The organism is Pantoea coffeiphila (assembly GCF_016909495.1).
GTDB lineage: Bacteria > Pseudomonadota > Gammaproteobacteria > Enterobacterales > Enterobacteriaceae > Erwinia > Erwinia coffeiphila.
Genome location: NZ_JAFBFW010000007.1, coordinates 120,908 through 139,994, shown reverse-complemented (window position 1 = coordinate 139,994; position 19,087 = coordinate 120,908). Strand labels below are relative to the sequence as shown.

Genomic DNA, 19,087 nt, shown 5'->3' with positions numbered 1-19,087 from the left:
AGTTGAAAATGTCACCGCCACGACTCTGGTTCATGTTCGGGGAGGAAGGAACTCAGGAACAAAGCGCGGATTGCCGCGAACCCGATCGGCTGCCTTACTTTTCCCACAGCTCACGCAAGCGCGCACCCAGAGCGTTGAAATCCTGTTGATGAGCGTCAGGAAAACGACTGGTTGACGTTTCGATGTTATGCATTAAGGCCGCTTCGCAGGTGGCATCATCGTTACGACAGGCCGACTCGTTCCCGTCTTCGTTATCTTTATAACCTGAAGCGTAAACAATGAACGTCTTCAATAATGGGCGCACTTTGATTTTGGCAATATTTTCAACGGAGATGGTTTTCGCTTTCAGCAACGGATTGCCAATGAGATTAAGAGTAAAATTATTAAATACCTCTGGCCGGAACATAGATGATGTCAAAAAACATTTGCTCATTGACGGTATCCCCAACGTATAGGTTCCCACCTGGCAAATGGCATCAATACTGTCGCCTTTACCTAACTCCAGATAAACAGGATCGTTTTTATTAATCTGCAAATGGATTCCCTCAAGGGCACTCACTCGCGACACACTATCAACGGCAACGATATAGCCATTGCCAAAGGCATTTTCATTGATGGAGCTAATCTCCCCTTTAATACGAATACTGTGATTGGTGTATTTCTTTTTAGCGGCCAGTTCGTTACGTTCGTATGCGGCACGGATCTCGCTGGGTTTCAGCGGGCCGATAAAGTAGGCGTCGAAAGCGGAGGGTTTATCGTGTTTAAACAGCTCGGCCTCAAAGCGGGCGGCCTGCAACATATAGTTATCGAATGCGTCGTTATTGCGGGGTTTGAGAAAGTCGGATTCATCTGCACTGGCAAAACCCGAGCAGATTAACAGCAAGGGCAACGCTAACGTCTTTAGCATGAGATCATCCCGGAAGGTAATAAGGTCAATAAAACGTGTTGTTTTTAATATTAAAAAAGGCCCGCACATTGCTGTACGAGCCTGTATATATTGCCTGAAAAAATTACTTCAGACGATAAGCAACAACGCTGTCACCCTGCTGGGTGCCCAGCGAACCGTGACCACCCGCAGCGATAACGACGTACTGTTTGTTATCGCTACCCATATAGGTAGCTGGCGTTGCCTGGCCACCGGCCGGCAGCTCGGTCTGCCACAGCAGTTCACCGGTGTTGATGTCGTAGGCGCGGAAGAAGTTATCCGCCGTTGCGCCATGGAACACCACATCACCCGCCGTGATCAGCGGACCACCGTGCGCCACCATGCCCATCGGGAAACCGATTGGGAAGCGGCCCGGCAGGAAAGTGGTGTTCAGGTTTTTAGTGGTGCCAACACGGCGCAGCCATTCGGTTTTGCCCGTCGTCAGATCCACACCGACCATACGGCCCCACGGTGGAGCAATACAAGGAATGCCCAGGCTTGAAGAGAGCTGCTGGATATGAATCGCGTAGTCACCCTGGAAGTTCTCGTTCCAGTACGGCGTACCGTCTTTGGTGAACAGGCGCTTGTCGGCCGTTTCTGGCGTACGTTTGATCAGGTTGTACTTATAGGCCAGACGAACCGGTGAAGCAATCAGGATCTGGCGCTCAGGATCGACCGCCACAGAACCCCAGTTGAACACACCAATATTGCCCGGGAAGACGATTGAACCGCGTTCGGTCGCTGGCGTCCACGGATTACCGTCATAGCGCAGCGATTTGAAATCAATACGGCAGGCCATCTGATCGAACGGCGTCAGGCCCCACATCGCTTTTTCAGTCAGCGGGTCCGGAATGAAGTTCAGTTTTGACACCGGTTGGGTGGCAGAGAATTTCTCGCCTGGCACACCGCCTTCCGTAGACACATCCACCTGATTAATCGGATACACCGGCTGGCCGGTCAGGCGATTAAGGACAAACAGGTTGCCGGTTTTCGTCGGCAGGATCACGACAGGCTGTTTCTGGCCCTGATAGTCGATATCCAACAGCGAAGGCTGAGACGGGTTATCGCGGTCCCAGAGATCGTGTTTAGAGGACTGGAAGCGCCATTTGAACGCACCGGTTTTCAGATCCAGCGCCACCAGGGTATCGCGGAACTTCTCGGTGTTACTGTCGGCGTTACGCTCAATACCCAGCTCATCCGGGGATGCGTTACCAAACGGCACGTAGACCAGACCGTTTTTCAGGTCAGCGCTCAGCGTGCCCCAGGCAACCGGAGTATCCTGCGGATAGGTTGCGTCAGCAGCGATCGGCTGGGTCAGCTCCGGGTTAGCCGGGTCAAAGTTCCACACCAGACGGCCAGTAATCACGTCATAGGCGCGGATCACGCCCGACGGGTTGCCGCTGTTGTAGCCGTTGTCCATCACGGAACCGCCAACAATCACCAGATTACCCGCTACCAGCGGTGCAGCCGTCTGCATCAGCGCGTGTGGACGGATGGTACCCATGTTTGCACGCAGATCCACCACGCCGCCGTTGCCGAAGTCAGCACACAGCTTGCCGGTATCCGCATCCAGCGCCACCAGACGTGCGTCCGTGGTCGCATTGAAGATGCGTTTACGGCAGATTGCCGGGCTGGCTGCGGTGGTATCGGCCGGGGCCACAGAACCATCGTAGTAGCTCACGCCGCGACAGGTCTGGTGCTGCTGCAGATAAGACGGATCTTTCGCCGGCTGATATTTCCACTTCAGCTCGCCCGTTTCCGGGTTAAGCGCATGGACTTCGTTATGCGGCGTACAAAGATACAGTGCGCCGTTCACCTTCAGCGGCGTCGCCTCGAAGGTGTATTCGCTGGCGTCCTGGGCCGGATCGCGCAGGTCACCGGTGTGATAGGTCCAGGCCACGTCCAGTTTATTAACGTTATCTTTGGTGATCTGGTTTAACTGGGAAAAACGCAGGCCGTCTGTCGTACCGCCGTAGGCTGACCAGTCATTTTTTGCCAGCTCGGTCTGCACAGGTTTGCGCTCGTTAGTGATATCACCCGCTTTCGGCAGCGGATCGTAGAACATCATGCCGACGACCAGGGCTACGATCAGAATCAGGGTGGTCCCCAGGAAAGGATGGAAACCGCGGGCGCGGCTGCCCTGCTGTGCTTTATACAGCGGGCGGACAACCCACGGCATCGCCAGCCACAGACCAATCAGGCCAATGATGTCGCCGCGTGGAATCCACTGCCACTTATCAAAGCCCACTTCATAAATCATCCATGCAAGGACAATCCACATCAGTACGGCATAGATAGACAGCGCGATTTTTTTGTTCAAAAACAGTGTTACTGCGGTCAGCAACAGTCCCAGCGCCATAATGACGTAGAACGGCGTTCCCCCGACCATCAGCAACTGACTTCCCATGTACAGCATGGCGATCCCGACGATCGCGATGACTATACTGGTTAGCTTATTAACCATGATAATCCCTCAAAGTGTTGCGAAAGCACTCAATAAAATTTACGTAGACTTACAGTAAACGCACATTAATTTAACTAAAAAAATAAGATAAAAAAACAATTTAATTTTAGTAATACCCGTAAACAATTCCGCAACGGAATTATTTTTATCAAAAGAGCAGTTTTAAATCTCCCCCAACCGTTTATTTTTGGAATTTAAATCCAAAAACTCCGCCATACGTTGCAGGCTTTACCTGGGTTTTGCGAACGGCCTCGATTGTTAACAATTTATGTCAAACCCAGCGCGAAAAACCCCCAACACTCCCGTTATCCTGCCGTGAGCAATATTTATGCACAACACTTGCAAGTACGAAAACCATCGTACACAATAGGAGCCGCAAAAATGAGATTCAGGGACGTCAAACGCAGGGCAATACACTGCCTCACCGAGGGAGCATACGATCACCAAACCCGGGGCAATATTGATGTAAAAAACCTGTTTGCAACCGGGCAAGTCAGTGAAGCATGGGTCATTGATCTTATCGGCGGTACATCCGGTGATCATTACCAGTGCTCGCCGCATCATCAGGACAGCAGTATTGATGTCCACATTTTTAAACCCTGGCGGCTGGGTCAACGCTGGTATGTGAAATTCTTTTTTTTAGAACCGGACATCATTTTTATTAGCGTACATATCTGCACAGCAGGAGAACGATCATGAAGATTGTGAAAGAAGGCGATACACGGAGCGTCCTGTGCCATAACTGCGGTAAATCAACGGCAACCTATCTGCTGCGTGATGTTGATTTCAGCGATCGCAGCGGCGCGGTTAAAAATATTCTGGCGGCCGTCTGTAACGGTTGTCAGCAGGTCGTTTCTATCCCGGCACAGTGCACGCCGCAGATCAAACAGGCGTTTGATCAAAGCCGGCAGCCGCTGGAAGTCAGAGTTCCGGCGCACTTTCTGGATATTCTTAACGTCGCTACGCAGAAGATCGACGAATCCCTTGGCGAGGAGTTTAGCAAGACGCTGATCCTATACTATCTGCATGCACTCACCAGCGGCCGCTACACGCAGGATGAACTGAAATCGCTGTTAAGCAGTGAACTGGCGCAGGCGAAAGCGTCAAAGCGCCTGTCGATGAAGATCAGCCCGCGACAAATGGCAGAGCTGACGGCCCTGATGCAGCAGCAGAACCTCAGCAAAATATCGGACGTGGTGAAGGCGGTGATCCTGAAAATCAACCAGGATCTGGTACAGGAGAAAAACCTCAGCGGCCTTGCTGAGCTGCGCAACGTGGCCGCGGCATTTTGCTAAGCAAACAAGGGGCAGAAAAGCCGAACTGACATCGTTAACTGCCCTGCTGCTTTACTTCACCACAGATGCGCAGATTGATGTGCTTGCAAGCTGACTTTTCTGCAACCCGCACGGCAACGCCAGAATACTATGCCCCGCCGCGCCACGCTGCCAGCGGCGGTAGCTCCAGACTGCTGCGGAAATCCGCGCCGCGATAGTCCTCATCCAGCAGCTGCCGTTTGCGCAGCTCAGGCAGCAAGCCGTTAAGCAGCAGATCCTGCTGCTCCGGCTGCCCCAGCCCGTGCAGTGAGATCACGTCGAGCACACCGGCGCGGTAGCGCTCCTCAATGGCATCGGCCAGCGATTCAGGCGTCCCGGCCACAAACCAGTGCCCGGTTTCCTCTGCGGCAATAATCAGCTGGCGCAGGGTATGCCCTTCGCGGGCAAAACGAGTGAAAATCTCGGCCCGTCCACGACGCCGGTTAACGCTGGCCAGCTCCGGCAGCCGGTGTGAAGGAATAGTGCCATCAAGCGGCAAATCGTGCAGATCAACGCTGCCGCCGAGCATATCCGCCAGTCGCAGGCGGCCGCGCTGATAATCGATGCGCTGGTGCTTCTCTTCCAGCCTGCGCGCCACATCCGCCGGGCTTTCACCGATGATCGAATGGAACGAATTCATGATTAACGGGGCAGAAGGCCGTTCGAATTGCTGCGCACGCTGGCGTACCTCGCTGACAAAAGCCTGGGCGGCACTCAGCGTAGGCTGCGAAGTGTAAATGACCTCAGCATAGCGCGCACCCAGTGTGATTCCGGCCTCCGACTGTCCGGCCTGGAACTGTACCGGTCGGCCCTGCGGCGGCGGCGGCACGTTTAGTGGCCCGGCCACCTGGAAGAAATCACCGCGATAGTTCGCCGGATGCAGCCTGGAGTGATCAACTTTCGCACCGCCGCTGGACAGTCTGCTAACGGCGGCCGGATCGTTAGCGTCAAAAAGCGCGTTGATCACTTCAATAAATTCGGTGGCGCGCGCGTAGCGGCTTTCCGGCGAGGGCAGTTCACCGCCGCCAAAATTTTCCTCGCCGACAGATGAGGTGACGGCGTTCCAGCCTGCACGACCGCCACTGATGTGATCCAGCGTGCCAATTAATCGGGCAAGGTTGTAAGGGTGTTGAAAGGTAGTGGTCACGGTAGCAATCAGGCCAATCTGTCGCGTCACCTGGCTCAGCGCCGCCAGGACGACGATCGGGTCCTGGCTACCGGTGATCCCCGCCAGCCCGGCAGGATCGCTTTGAAGCAAATCGGCGGTAAACAGCCCGGTGATCTTTTCGCGTTCGGCAATTTTTGCCAGCGCCACGGCACGATCGATACCGTAAGTCACAGGAGTGTCTGCAGCGGCATAAATCGCACTGCTCGCGCCCACCAGCGTTTTTAACCGTCTTTTCTCTCCACCAGCCACCATCTTCCCCTTATTTATCACCCTGTTCAGAGGGTTAAAACATAGCGGGATGGTATTTTAGTGCCACCAAGAAAAATGAATGTCGATGGGCGAAATTCAGCTAAAGGTACGTTATCCGCGCAGGGATTTTGGCGAAACACCAAATTTTTTGCGAAAGGCGACGGAAAAATGCGCCGGGGTGTAGCCCACGCTGTAAGCCGCCGTGGATACGCTGACTTCCCCTTCGGTCAGCATCCGCCACGCGGTATCCAGGCGCAGATTTTGCAGATACTCAAAGACGCTTTCACCGAACTGACGGCGGAAGCCGACGGTCAGCTTACGGGTGTTAAACCCTACGTTCAGCGCCAGTTCGGCCAGCGACGGCGGGTTAACCATGCGTTCCGCCAGCAGCTTTCTCGCCAGATGCAGCTTGTCGATATCGCTGTTCGACAGGCGCAGCGAACCTGCTTCCTGTACCGGCCGTGAGATCAAAGAATCCAGCGCGTGGGCCATGATTTCCAGCGCCTTACCGGAAAGAAACAGCGCTCTGGACAATCCCTGCATCGGACAGGTCGCCACCTGGGCATGCAGCGATTTGATGGTGGCGGACGCCTCCAGCACCAGCAGACGCGGCCCGCTGAAGCGCCGGGACTGAAAAGAGGCTTCCAGCTGCTGTTGAAATTCACTGTCGATATGGCTGGCGACGGCGGCTGGCGTCAGGGCGATGGTGGTGTAATCCAGCTGTCGGCCAGGCTCGAAGCGCTGGCGGCTCTCCCCTTCCTGCTGATTCCACACCGCGCAAACGCAGGGACCGGTGATGTGCTGCCTGCCGGAGCCGGGCAGATCGCAAAGCAGCTCCCCGCGATCGACTACGATAAGCTTCAAGCCCGGTACTAGCTGTTCCTGTAGCCATTCGTCTTTCTCAGGCCGCAGCGAACCGCTGCTCATGGCAATGGTGCCGTCAAACATGGCGTGGCTTGCAGGTAGAGGAAGCGCGCTTTCTGGCACGCTGTCGCTGAACTTGTTCATGGCACTGTCCGTTAATTTAGGCGGGTTTTCACCGGGCGTGGCAATCACCTAATGAAATCGATTCTCATTCTCACATTACCAGCCTCACCGCGTGCCGTCCACCTCAAGACGAAAGTCTTTTTTTGGTAACCTTATAATTAACATGCCTTTATTGACCGTCATCGCGATCAAAAATCGAAAGAAATAGTCGCGCCAGCGAAAGCCTCCGGCGTTGCCGAAAATCCCGCGCTAGCGAGAATAGTCAGCGCTTATTTCACAGTAAAAGCCGGGGAGGCTCTGGTGTCTGACTATAACAAACATAAATTTTCAACGATCGCCGCCTGCGTGGCCCTTGCCACGCTCGGTTTGTCAGCGACACTCCGGGCGCAGCAGCCCGCCGATGAACAAACGCTGACGGTGACCGCCGACGACAGCGCAAAGCCGAACGAAGGCTATGTGGCAAAACAGAGCCGAACCGGCAGCCGTACCAACAGCTCGGTGGTCGCCACGCCGCAGTCGCTGAGCGTGATCGGTCGCGATGAGCTGACCGACCGTAATGTGCAAACCACCACCGAAGCGCTGCGCTACACACCCGGCGTTTTTACTTCTACATCGGCAATCAACTCTCGTTTTGACTACTTCAGCATTCGCGGCTTTGATGCCACGCTGAACGGCGCACTGCTGGACGGCCTGCGATCCACTTCAGCACAGTCCTACGTTCGCTATCAGCCCTACGGTATGGAAAGCATCGACGTGCTGCGCGGCCCGGCCGGGTTCATGTACGGCAGCGGTTCACCCGGTGGCGTGGTCAACGCCGTCAGCAAACGCCCCACCGAAGATTCGCGCCACGAAGTGGGCGTTCAGATGGGCAATCACAGCCGCTATCAGGGGCAGTTTGATGTCTCCGGCCCGCTGACCGATGACAAAACCGTGCTTTATCGCGTCGTTGGCGTCGGCCGCGACAGCAATACCCAGTTCAACAACGTTCCGGACGACACGATGTATCTGGCACCGTCGCTGACCTGGAAGCCAAACACCGATACCTCGCTGACGCTGCTCTCCTCATTCAGCCGCGACACCTTTGGCCCGCCGCGCAGCTACACGCCGATTTACGGTACGCTGCTGAGCAACCCGAACGGAAAAATCCCGCGAAATCAGTACCTCGACGGCAGTAATCTCGACAACCACATTACCCAGTTCAACGTCGGCTACGAACTGGATCACCGCTTCGATAATATCTGGTCGGCGCATTCCGCCGCGCGCTACAGCTATACCGATCTGCTGACACAGACGTATTCCGGCGCGGGCCTGGAGGCGGATATGCGCACGCTGAAACGCAGTGCCTACCAGTTCGGTATTATCGGCAAGATTCTGGCGACGGATAACAACCTTAAGGCCGAGTGGGATGCGGGCCCGGTGCGCGGCACTTCGGTGGTGGGCGTGTCCTATCGCCGCACCGGCGAGGATTACTACCTGAACTACGGTGCTGCGCCGTCAGTTGATATCTACAACCCGACCTACGGTGGGCGCTTCACCACGCCAGCGACCACGTTCACCAGCACCTATCAGACCGCCGATGAAACCGGGGTTTATCTCAGTAATACGCTGGCGCTGGCCGAAAGACTGATGCTCGACCTCTCCGCCCGCGAAGACTGGGCGTCGGTCCGCACCGCTAACCGGGTGAGCAACACCAGCACCGATCAGAACGATCACCACTTCACCTGGCGTGCGGGACTGACGTGGCTGACCGATATCGGCGTGGCCCCTTACGTCAGCTACACCACCTCGTTCGCGCCGGTACTGGGCACCAATAAGCTGACCGGAGCCACCTTCAAGCCGACCACCGGTAAACAAATTGAAACCGGGGTGAAGTATCAGCCGGAAAGCTTCGACGGCCTGTTTACTCTGGCGTGGTTCGATCTCAAACAGGACAACGTCACCATCACCAACCCGCTTAACGCACTGGATACATTGCAGTCGGAACAGATCACCTCTAAAGGCATTGAGGCATCCGCCAGCGCCAATATCACCCCGGCGTTTAAAGTGATTGCCAGCTATACGTGGAACGATCTGGAAAACAGCAAATCTGCCAACGAAAGTTTAGTGGGTAAAACCCCGACCGGACTGCCGGAACAGATGGCATCGCTGTGGGGCGACTACAGCATCCAGCAGGGGCCGCTGGCCAGCCTCGGCATCGGCGCGGGCGTGCGCTACGTGGGCAAAACCTGGGCCGATTCCGCTAACACAATCCGCGTGCCGTCCTACACCGTGGTGGATGCCGCCGTGCATTACGATCTCGGCCAGCTGAACAGCTCGCTGAAAGGGGTCAGCGCAGCAGTTAACGTCAACAACCTGTTCGACAAAGACTATTACTCAACCTGCTCTTCCACCTCGTGCAATCAGGGCACCGATCGCACCGTCGTGGGCAGCGTCAGCTACCGCTGGTAAGGACATAACATGATGATGTTACTTCGGGCAGGCTCCCCTGCCCGCGGTACGTTCAACGTACTGCTAATGGTATTTCTGCTTGCAGCCTGCGCGCTGTTCACCACCGCCCGCGCCGCTGAAAACAGCAGCGTGACGGTGACCGACATGCTTAACCGCACCGTAACCCTGCCTGCGCCTGCAAAGCGCATCGTGCTGGCCGAAAGCCGCCACATCATGACGCTGGCGCTGCTGGATAACGATCCGCTGTCCAGCGTGGTCGCCTGGGGCACCGATCTGCAACGCTATTCGCCCGCCACCTGGCAGGCGCTGAAGCAGCGCTTCCCGCAGGCGGCATCGATCCCTGAGATTGGCGATCTGAATAGCGGAACGTTCTCAATGGAGGCGGCCATTGCAGCAAAACCCGACCTGGTGGTGTTTACACTTTATGGCCCGATCCCGGACGGTCTGAGCAAGCTGGATGCGGCCCATGTGCCTTATGTTTTTGTCGACTTCTTCCGTCATCCGCTGACCAAAACCGTTCCCAGCATGCGCATGCTCGGCAGGCTGACCGGCCATGAAAAGCAGGCCGAGGCCTTTATCGCCTTTTACCAACAGCATATGGACGAAATAGCGAAGCGGGTGGCGAAAGAGACCACGCGGCCAACGGTGTTCTTCCACCTTAACCCCGGCGGTGAAGAGTGCTGCTTTACCTCCGGCAAGGGCAATATGAGCGACTTTATTGCCGTGGCGGGCGGTGAAAACCTCGGCGTGAAAACGCTGAATCAGGCGATTGGTAAACTGAATCTGGAATACGTACTGGCGCAGAAGCCGGACTTCTATCTGGCCGGCGGCGGTTCCAGCGTCAGCCGTCAGGGGCTGAACGTCGGGCCCGGCGTCTCAGCAGCAGAAAGCGCCCGCTCGCTGAAGGCGATTGTCTCGAATCCGTCGCTCGCCAGCCTGTCGGCGATCCGCAACCGCCAGGGCGCGGGGATCTGGCTGTTCTTCTTCGATAATCCGCTGTTCTTTATCGGCGTGGAGGAGATGGCGAAAATGCTACACCCGGCGGCCTTTGCCGATATCGACCCGGCAAAAACCTTCGACGAACTGAACCAGCGCTTCCTTGCCTTCCCGCTACAGGGTTCATTCTGGACCACGCTGAACGGCCAGGAGTAAAAAATGCAAAAGCCAGTTGCCGGTCTGACTGGCCCTTTACTGCCTCATCTGCTGCTCAATGGGATGATTCATCTGCTGATAATTACCTGCTACGGCGCGCAGGCGTGGCTGACCGCCGATGCGCTTTACATGCTGATGCAGCAGGGGCTGGCCGCCAACATCGCTCCAGCGCTGGTGATGCTGGCGGTGACGATCCTGCTGCGTGCACTGCTGCTGTGGCTGAGTGAGTATACCGCTCAGCGTATTGCGCTGGCCTGTAAGGCTCATCTGCGGGAGAGGCTACTGAATCAGCTGGTGCGCTTTGGTCCCGGCCTTACGCTGCTGCATCCCGGTAGCGATATTCAGGGTACGGTTAACGGCGGCGTAGAAGCGATGGAAAGCTATTACAGTCGCTACCTCCCCGCCCTGTTCAGCGCGCTGTCTGGCTGCTGCCTGATTGTGCTGACGCTGGCCGTTGTGGACTGGCAGTCTGCCCTGCTGCTGGGATTTTTCACCCTGGCCTTTCCGCTGCTCGACGAGCTGTGGATGCGCTGGCAGATGCCGAAAGCCAGTGGCGTATTTACTGCGATGGGCGCTTTTGCCGCCACGCTGCTGGATGCGCTACAGGGTCTGCTAACGCTGAAGGCGTTCGGTGCGGTAACGGCGTGGCGCGCCCGGCTCGCCGGGCAGGCATCGGATTTGCGCAAGGCGTCGATGGCCGCGCTGAAGGTGATCCTGATGCGCGGCGGCATTACCCGACTGGTCAGCCTGAGCGGCATGGCGCTGGTGCTGGTTTTCAATGCCTGGCGCGTGGTGGAAAACGATCTATCACCGTTTGTCCTGCTGTTGACGCTGTTCCTCGCCCGGGAAGCGTTTCACCCGCTTATCCGGCTGGAAAACGCCTTTCACACCGCCTGGGCGGCGGGCGGTGCCGTCGGCCCGATCAACGATCTGCTGACGTTGACCGCGCCGGTCGATGAGCCGCCGGTGCCAAAGGCAAAGCCGCAGCGCCATGATATTCGCATCGAACACCTCAGCTTTCGCTATCCGCAGGGCAACCTGGCGCTGTCGGATGTATCGCTGACGGTCGCCGAGGGGCAGTTCGTGGCTCTCGTTGGCCCCTCGGGTGCCGGTAAATCCACCTTCGTTACCCTGCTGCTGCGCTGCTTTGATGCCAATGCTGGTGCGATCCATATCGGCGGCGTTGATATCCGCCAGCTGTCGCTGCACAGCCTGCGGGAGATGATCGGCGTCGTTTCGCAGGAGGTGTTTCTGTTCCACGGCACGCTGGCTGAAAATCTGCGCATGGCCAAGCCGGACGCCTGCGTTGATGAACTGATGGCTGCCGCCAAGGCCGCGCAGCTGGGCGAGTTTATTGCCAGACTGCCGCTGGGTATGGATACGCCGATTGGTGAGCGCGGCGCGAACCTCTCCGGCGGGCAGCGCCAGCGGGTGGCTATCGCCAGAGCACTGCTGAAGGACGCCCCTATTTTAATCCTTGATGAAGCCACTTCCAGCCTGGATGCCGCCAGCGAACGAGCGCTGCGCGGTGCCCTGGCCCGGCTGCGCAAACACCGAACAACGATCGCCATCGCCCACCGGCTGGAAACCATTCAGGACGCCGACCGCATTCTGGTATTCGACCAGGGTAAGCTGGTGGAACAGGGCAACCATCATCAGCTGAATGCTGCCGGTGGCCGCTACGCGCAGCTGATGGCCGCACAGGGAGAAGAACCATGAAACAGCGCGGGCACGGCGGCCTCACCGGACTGCTGCGCATGATGCGTGGCCGGTATCGGCTGCTGGCCATGGCGGTCATCTCCGGCGTGCTGGCTCAGGGTGGCACGCTGGCCTGCATGGCAATAAGCGGCTGGATTGTCGGTATCGCCGTAAGTGGCGAGACGGTCTTACTGCCCTGGGCATGCGGCTGGCTGGGAGTGCTGGTACTGTTCACCGCCGCCGTCCGCTGGTGGCAGGCGTGGGTTTCCCACGATCTGGCCTTTGCGCTGATCGAGAAGCTACAAATGGCGATTTTCGACGGGCTGGAACGTTCCGCACCGGATAGCGCCAGCGGCCAGCGGCTGGGCGATCTGGCGACCGTTGCCACCGCCGATGCCGAACTGATGGAGCGTTTTTACGCCCACACGCTGGCGGATTACGTCGGCGCGATTGTGGTGCCGCTGGCCGCACTGATCGCGCTGTGGCAGCTCGACCCGCTACTGGCCGGCGTACTGCTGCCGTTTTTACTGCTGGTCGCGACCGTGCCGGTCTGGCTGGCACGCCGGGCTGCTTTACAGGGCCAGCAGATGATGCACGAGCAGGGGCAGCTGAATGCCGACACCGCTGAGTTTATCCACGGTCAGCGCGAGCTGGCGGCGTTTGGTCAGTCAGCCGCCTTTATGCAGCGGCTGCTTAAACGCTCCCGCCGAGTGGGCAGTATGCAGCAGCGCTACGGCTCCCGCAGCGGACTGGAATTTGCGGCGGTAGATGCATTAAGCGCGGCGGCGGTGCTGGCGCTGATTGCCGCTGCCAGCACGCTACTGCACGCGGGCAGCCTCTCACCGCTGTGGCTGCCGCTGGTACTGGTGCTCGGTGTGGGTGCGCTGCTGCCGATTGTCGATGTGACGCAGACCGTCAGCCAGCTCGGTGAACTGTGGGCCGGTGCCAACCGGATTATGCGTATTGTCGATTATCCCGCGCGGGTGAAAGACGGCGGTAGCGCACCGCCACCGGAGCGCCACGATCTGGCCTTCAGTGCAGTGCGGTTTGGCTATGCCGCACTGCGCCCGGTTCTACAGGGGCTGTCGGCCTCGATTCAACCCGGTGAAATCGTGGCGCTGGCGGGCCGCTCCGGCGCGGGAAAAAGTACACTGGTTCATCTGCTGCTGCGCTTTTATGACGTGGATGACGGCGGAGCGATAACTCTTGGCGGCACCGATATCCGTTCAATGCCGCTGACCGCTTTGCGCCAGCTCATCAGCTGGGTGCCGCAGGAGGTGTATCTGTTTAACGGCACCGTTGCCGATAATATCCGCCTGGGCCGCCCCGATGCCAGCCCGCAGCAGATCGAAGAGGCCGCGAAGATGGCACAGGCACACGGCTTTATCAGCGCACTGGCGGATGGCTATGACAGCGACTGCGGCGAACGCGGCAGTCGTTTTTCCGGCGGCCAGCGGCAGCGTATCGCCATTGCCCGAGCCCTGCTGACCGGCGCACCCGTTCTGATCCTTGATGAAGCCTCCGCCAGCCTGGATAACGAGAACGAACAGGCCTTTCACCGGGCGCTAAGCCAGCTGCGGGAAAAACGGACTGTTTTGCTGATCGCCCATCGTCCGGCCACCCTGCGCCAGGCCGATCGGATATTGCTGCTCGAAAACGGGGTCATTGCTGAGAACGGCACGCATGATGCGCTGCTGGCGTCAGGAGGGAAATACGCTGCGCTGATAAAAAAGGTTGCCGCTGACTGACCCTCGCAGGCATCATGCTGCCCTCAGTCGCGGAGCCACCCGTACTCCGTTTGTCGTATTGCCGAAGACTCACCATGACCAATCGCTTTTTCCCGACCGCCGTCGGGCTGTATCTGAATTATCTGGTTCACGGTATGGGTGTGTTGCTGATCACCCTGAACATGCCGCACCTTGAGCAGCAGTGGCATACCGATGCCGCAGGCGTTTCGGTGGTGATTGCCTCACTGGGCTTTGGCCGCCTGATGGTGCTGTTTGTTTCCGGTATGCTTTCCGATAAATTTGGCCGTCGGCCGTTTATCCTGCTCGGTATCCTGTGCTACGTCGGCTTTTTCTTCGGCATTGTTTCGGCACAAAGCGTGGTTACCGCCTTTGCCTGCGGACTGCTGGCCGGGGTAGCCAACAGTTTCCTGGATGCCGGTACCTACCCGGCGCTGATGGAAGCGTTTCCTCATTCTCCCGGTACGGCCACCATTCTGATCAAAGCCTTTGTCTCTGCGGGCCAGTTTCTGCTGCCGTTTATCATCTGGGGGCTGATGCTGAGCCACAGCTGGTTCGGCTGGTCGTTTATGGTTGCTGCCGCCATTATGCTGGTTAACGGGATTTTCCTGCTGCGGCGGCCATTCCCCGCTCACCGACCGCCACAGGCAGCCAGCCCCGGCGGCAAAAGTTTGATACTGGAAGACAGGCGCGCACTGGCCGACATCATCTGCTTTACGCTGTTTGGCTATATTTCCATGGCCACCTTCTACCTCGTCAGCCAGTGGCTGGCGCATTTTGCGGAATTTGTCATTTTAATGCCATATTCGGCCTCTATTCAGCTGCTCAGCGTCTATACCGTGGGGTCACTGAGCGGCGTATTTATCACCGCGCTGCTGGTAAACCGGCTGGTCAACTCGCTGCTTCTGCTGCGTCTTTATACCTTTATCTCCCTGCTGGCGCTGCTGGCGATCAGCCTTTATCCCAGTGCGCGGATTATCGCGCTGTTCGCCTTTGTCATCGGCTTTTCGGCGGCGGGCGGCGTGGTGCAACTGGGACTGACGGTGATGGCGATGAAGTTCCCGCAGGCCAAGGGAAAGGCCACCGGGATTTACTACAGCGCGGGCAGCCTCGCCACGTTTACTGTCCCGCTGATCACCGCCCGCCTGTCGCAGCACAGCATTGCCAGCATTATGTGGTTTGACGTCGGCATGGCCGGTGCAGGGTTTGCGCTGACCCTGGTAATCGGCGGGCGATGGAAGAAACGCGCCGGCCATCAGGAAAAGGAGACAACTTTTACCACGCAGCCCATTCAACGTCAGCAGCGCTAAGCCCGGCATCAAATGCGTCAACGGTTCTGTTTGCCCGCGTCTTCGCTCGCCTCACTATCTTAACCGCGTGGTTTCCAATGCAAAAAAAGAGGCGAAGATAACTTCGCCTCTTTTTCGGTCAGTCTGGCACTGATAGCGATTAGCGCACAATCAGTCCCAGCAGGATACCAACCGCACCAAAGTCAGAGTCGCTGAAGGTGGTGTTGGCCAGGCCGATGCTGCCCAGTACCGGCAGCAGGAACACCGGGATAAAGGTGATCAGCAGACCGTTAGTGAAGGCACCGAGGATTGCACCACGACGACCGCCGGTGGCGTTACCGAACACGCCCGCTGCTGCACCAACGAAGAAGTGCGGCACCACGCCCGGAATAATCACCGTCATGTTCAGCGCATACAGCAGGAACATGCCCAGTACCCCGGCCACGAAGCTGCTGAGGAAGCCAACCAGCACCGCGTTTGGCGCGTAAGGGAACACGACCGGGCAGTCGAGCGCCGGTTTGGCGTTCGGCACCAGCTTGTCGGAGATGCCTTTGAACGCCGGAACGATCTCGGCAATCACCATACGCACGCCCTGCAGAACGATATACACACCGGCGGCGAAGGTAATCGACTGCATCAGGGAGAACATGAACCAGTTTTTACCCCCGGCGTTCATCTCTTTCACCGCCGACGGACCGGCCACCAGACAGGTGAAAATAAAGATAAAGAACATGGTGAAGGCAATAGCAACCGGGGTGTCGCGCAGGAACAGCAGGCTTTTCGGGACCTGCATGTCCTCGGTGGACTTCTCTTTATTACCGAACTTGCTGCCGATAAACGCGGACAGCAGCTGGGAGATTGAGGAGAAGTGGCCGAAAGCAACATCGTCCGAACCGGTGACTTTTTTCATATACGGATGAATAATCGCCGGGAAGAACACCATCGAAACGCCCACCACCAGCGAACCGACCGCAATCAGGCTGGCACCGCGCATTCCGGCGGTAGACAGGATCACTGCCACCATCATCGACATAAACAGCGTGTGGTGACCGGTCAGGAAGATATATTTCCACGGCGTAAAGCGGGCAATCGCGATGTTAATCACCATGGCGAAGAACATAATCATCGCCATCTCTGTACCGAAGCTTTTCTGCGCCACGGCCACGATCGCTTCGTTGTTCGGCACCACGCCCGGAATACCGAAGGCGTGATGGAAGATCGCCGCAAAATCGCCCAGCGAAGAAACAATCAGCCCGGCACCGGCACCGAGGATCAGGAAGCCCATCACGGTTTTCACCGTTCCCTTGATCACTTCAGTTGCGGGTTTCTTCTGTGCAACCAAACCAATCAGCGCAATCAGGCCAACCAGTATTGACGGCTCGGAGAGCACGTCACTCATTAAGAAACGGAAGAATTCCATTATGGCTCCTGATTATAACGCGCCGAGTTCCGACAGCGCGGCGGAGATACGCTCTTTCATCGCCGCTTTGTCTACCATGTTTTGCAGAGAGACGATTTTGCCGCCCACCTGCTGTGCAATCAGCTGCTCAGCAATATCGCTGGTGCCAACAAAGATATCGCTGGCGGTGCCTTTTGCCGAACCCAGGTCCACGTGATCGACTTCCGCCGCAACGCCCAGATCCTTCACGATATTTTTAATGCTCATTTCCATCATCAGGCTGGTGCCAAGGCCATTGCCGCATACCACGGTAATTTTCATTTGTTGTTCCTCTGGTCGTTTAATAACGTGAAATAATGGATAAAATCTGTTCAACGCTGGTGGCAGCCATCAGCGCGTCGGTATCTTCAGGCGTGTCAAACAGCCCGGCGAGCGCGGTGATAATGCCGATATGGCTGTTGCTGTCGGTCGCCGCCAGTACAAACAGCAGCTTCACCGGGTCATTGCCCTCGGAATCAAAGTTCACGCCCTGCTGCACCAGCGTCAGGCTGATGCCCAGTTTATTCGCGCCTTCTTCCGGGCGAGCGTGGGGCATTGCAATACCGGGGCCAACGACATAGTACGGGCCAATCGCTTCATGCGAACGGTAGATAGCCTCAACATAGCGGGCTTCGATCGTACCGTTGTCACGTAATGGCTGGCAGGACAGCGCAACTGCGTGACGCCAGTCTTCACAGGCTGGTACAATCTGCACAACGTCAGCAGTCAGGAGTTCTTTCAACATTTATCGGTCACCTCTCTCTTTTCGCCCGAGCAGAGTAGTGTCGAACCGCCCGAAATAATGTGATAGAGATCTAAAAAGTTAACGCTAACTGTTAAAGCTATCAGTAACTGTGATCGGCATATCATTTGCTGGTTAACCAGTTGTTGTCTTTTATCCGGAACGGCACACTGTCAGCAGGGTAAATCATTGCGCGGCAGCGCCGCGTAACAGAGCGTTCAGGAGAACCAGGATGCGAAAGCGTCGTAGTAGTGGTCGCGTGACGCTACAGGATGTTGCTGACTATGTTGGCGTTGGCGTTATGACGGTGTCGCGAGTGATGCGCACGCCGGAGCTGGTGTCAGACAAAGTCCGCAGTGAAGTTGAAAAAGCCGCCCGCGCACTGGGTTATGAAGCCAGCGCGCCCGCCGCCGAGCTTGCTGCCAGCCCGCAGCAGCGCGTCACCCTACAGGACGTGGCCCGCCACGCCGGGGTTGGGCAGATGACCGCATCGCGCGCGCTGCGTGACCCGTCGCAGGTCTCTGAAGCCTCCTTGAGGAAAGTGGAACAGGCGGTGCGCGAACTGGGCTACGTAACCAACCAGGCCGCCGCCGCGCTGGCTTCCCAGCAGTCGCATACCGTGGCGGTGCTCTATCCTTTTCAGCACGATCGTGCCAGCACCCGCTTCGTGCAGGCGCTACAGCACACCCTCAGCAATCAGCCGTTTCAGCTGATCATGGCCTGCCACGAATATCATCAGTACGGCGAAACGCCGCTGGTGGAAAAACTGCTGCAGCACCGCCCTTCCGCGCTGGTGCTGTTCGCCGCCCAGCTGTCACCGAAAACCTGCGAGATGCTGGAGTCGTCGGAAGTGGTGACGGTCAACGTCTGCGGAGCCGGGCAGTTTTCCGCCGATCTGACGCTGAATATTGCCTTCAGCGACGCCGCCGAACGGCTGACCCGCACGCTGCTGGAAAAAGGCTATCGCCGCATTGCCTTTATCGGCGCGCAGACCGATAACCGCCTGCATAAGCAGCAGCTGAACGGCTGGCACAGGGCGATGCTGGCGCACTATCAGAACGCCGACCTGATGATCACCGTGCCGGATGCACCGAGCCTGCAGTTTGGCCGCTTTGCGCTCGGTCAGCTGCTGCAAAACCAGCCGGATCTGGACGCGATTATTTGCAGCCACGAAGAGATCGCCATCGGCGTGCTGGCCGAATGCCAGCGGCGGCTGCTGAAGGTGCCTTACGATATGGCGGTGGCCTGCCTGGACGGATCGACCGACTGCGATCACACCTTCCCGTCGCTGACCTCGATGCGGCTGAACTATGAAAAACTGGGCCAGCAGGTGGGCCAGCGGCTGATGGCGATGCTCGACGATGCGCCGCAGCCGCTGGAAGAGCAGATTAAATTCGCCTTCGAGCCGGGTGACAGCAGCTGAGCGCAATAAATAATTCCGGCATCCCCTCCTTTTGTCGTTATCTTCA

15 protein-coding genes are annotated in these 19,087 nt (G+C 57.5%); 8 read left to right on the top strand and 7 right to left on the bottom strand.

Annotation, left to right across the window (positions count from 1 at the left end; genetic code table 11):
* Positions 1-94 precede the first annotated feature (94 nt).
* A complete protein-coding gene (locus JOE09_RS21425; RefSeq protein ID WP_205067235.1) occupies positions 95-907 on the bottom strand; it encodes a hypothetical protein in 813 nt (270 codons plus the stop codon).
* A 103-nt stretch (positions 908-1,010) separates the two neighbouring features.
* Complete coding sequence (locus JOE09_RS21420; RefSeq protein WP_205067234.1) at positions 1,011-3,389, bottom strand: membrane-bound PQQ-dependent dehydrogenase, glucose/quinate/shikimate family; 2,379 nt, start codon at positions 3,387-3,389, stop codon at positions 1,011-1,013.
* Positions 3,390-3,770: 381 nt separating this feature from the next.
* Here JOE09_RS21420 and JOE09_RS21415 point away from each other — a divergent pair, with 381 nt between their 5' ends.
* Positions 3,771-4,088: a hypothetical protein gene (locus tag JOE09_RS21415; protein WP_205067233.1), complete on the top strand. Its 318-nt coding sequence runs from the start codon at positions 3,771-3,773 to the stop codon at positions 4,086-4,088.
* Positions 4,085-4,684, top strand: a complete 600-nt coding sequence (locus JOE09_RS21410) for a hypothetical protein (protein ID WP_205067232.1) — start codon at positions 4,085-4,087, stop codon at positions 4,682-4,684. The genes JOE09_RS21415 and JOE09_RS21410 overlap by 4 nt, the downstream gene beginning before the upstream one ends.
* 127 nt (positions 4,685-4,811) lie before the next feature.
* Here JOE09_RS21410 and JOE09_RS21405 read toward each other — a convergent pair whose 3' ends face one another.
* A complete protein-coding gene (locus JOE09_RS21405) occupies positions 4,812-6,122 on the bottom strand; it encodes an NtaA/DmoA family FMN-dependent monooxygenase (protein ID WP_239553237.1) in 1,311 nt (436 codons plus the stop codon).
* A gap of 108 nt (positions 6,123-6,230) precedes the next feature.
* Positions 6,231-7,127, bottom strand: coding sequence for a helix-turn-helix domain-containing protein (locus JOE09_RS21400; RefSeq protein WP_205067231.1), 897 nt, complete (start codon positions 7,125-7,127; stop codon positions 6,231-6,233).
* 279 nt (positions 7,128-7,406) lie between these two features.
* Between JOE09_RS21400 and JOE09_RS21395 the strand changes: the two genes are divergently transcribed.
* The 5 genes from JOE09_RS21395 to JOE09_RS21375 all read left to right on the top strand — a co-directional run bounded on the left by JOE09_RS21395 (position 7,407) and on the right by JOE09_RS21375 (position 15,459).
* A complete protein-coding gene (locus JOE09_RS21395) occupies positions 7,407-9,554 on the top strand; it encodes a TonB-dependent siderophore receptor (RefSeq protein ID WP_205067230.1) in 2,148 nt (715 codons plus the stop codon).
* Positions 9,555-9,563: 9 nt separating this feature from the next.
* The gene (locus JOE09_RS21390) at positions 9,564-10,706 is read left to right on the top strand and encodes an ABC transporter substrate-binding protein (protein ID WP_205067229.1); all 1,143 of its coding nucleotides are present in this window, start codon (positions 9,564-9,566) and stop codon (positions 10,704-10,706) included.
* Between the two features lie 3 nt (positions 10,707-10,709).
* Positions 10,710-12,425 carry an ABC transporter ATP-binding protein gene (locus JOE09_RS21385; RefSeq protein ID WP_205067228.1) on the top strand — a complete coding sequence of 572 codons (1,716 nt, stop codon included), beginning with the start codon at positions 10,710-10,712 and terminating at the stop codon, positions 12,423-12,425.
* A complete protein-coding gene (locus tag JOE09_RS21380; protein ID WP_205067227.1) occupies positions 12,422-14,152 on the top strand; it encodes an ABC transporter ATP-binding protein in 1,731 nt (576 codons plus the stop codon). Before JOE09_RS21385 ends, JOE09_RS21380 begins: the two co-directional genes overlap by 4 nt.
* A 74-nt stretch (positions 14,153-14,226) precedes the next feature.
* Positions 14,227-15,459, top strand: coding sequence for an MFS transporter (locus JOE09_RS21375; protein WP_205067226.1), 1,233 nt, complete (start codon positions 14,227-14,229; stop codon positions 15,457-15,459).
* Between the two features lie 139 nt (positions 15,460-15,598).
* On the opposite strand, the gene JOE09_RS21370 is transcribed toward JOE09_RS21375, so the two are convergent.
* From JOE09_RS21370 to JOE09_RS21360, 3 genes are read right to left on the bottom strand one after another with little or no spacing between them, the layout of a single operon-like run.
* Positions 15,599-16,858 (bottom strand): PTS ascorbate transporter subunit IIC, encoded by a 1,260-nt coding sequence (locus tag JOE09_RS21370; RefSeq protein ID WP_105591550.1) that lies wholly within the window; start codon positions 16,856-16,858, stop codon positions 15,599-15,601.
* A gap of 12 nt (positions 16,859-16,870) precedes the next feature.
* The gene (locus JOE09_RS21365) at positions 16,871-17,158 is read right to left on the bottom strand and encodes a PTS sugar transporter subunit IIB (RefSeq protein ID WP_105591549.1); all 288 of its coding nucleotides are present in this window, start codon (positions 17,156-17,158) and stop codon (positions 16,871-16,873) included.
* 19 nt (positions 17,159-17,177) lie between these two features.
* A complete protein-coding gene (locus JOE09_RS21360) occupies positions 17,178-17,621 on the bottom strand; it encodes a PTS sugar transporter subunit IIA (protein WP_105591548.1) in 444 nt (147 codons plus the stop codon).
* A 229-nt stretch (positions 17,622-17,850) separates the two neighbouring features.
* On the opposite strand from JOE09_RS21360, the gene JOE09_RS21355 reads away from it, so the two are divergent.
* Complete coding sequence (locus JOE09_RS21355) at positions 17,851-19,041, top strand: LacI family DNA-binding transcriptional regulator (protein ID WP_205067225.1); 1,191 nt, start codon at positions 17,851-17,853, stop codon at positions 19,039-19,041.
* Positions 19,042-19,087: the final 46 nt, after the last annotated feature.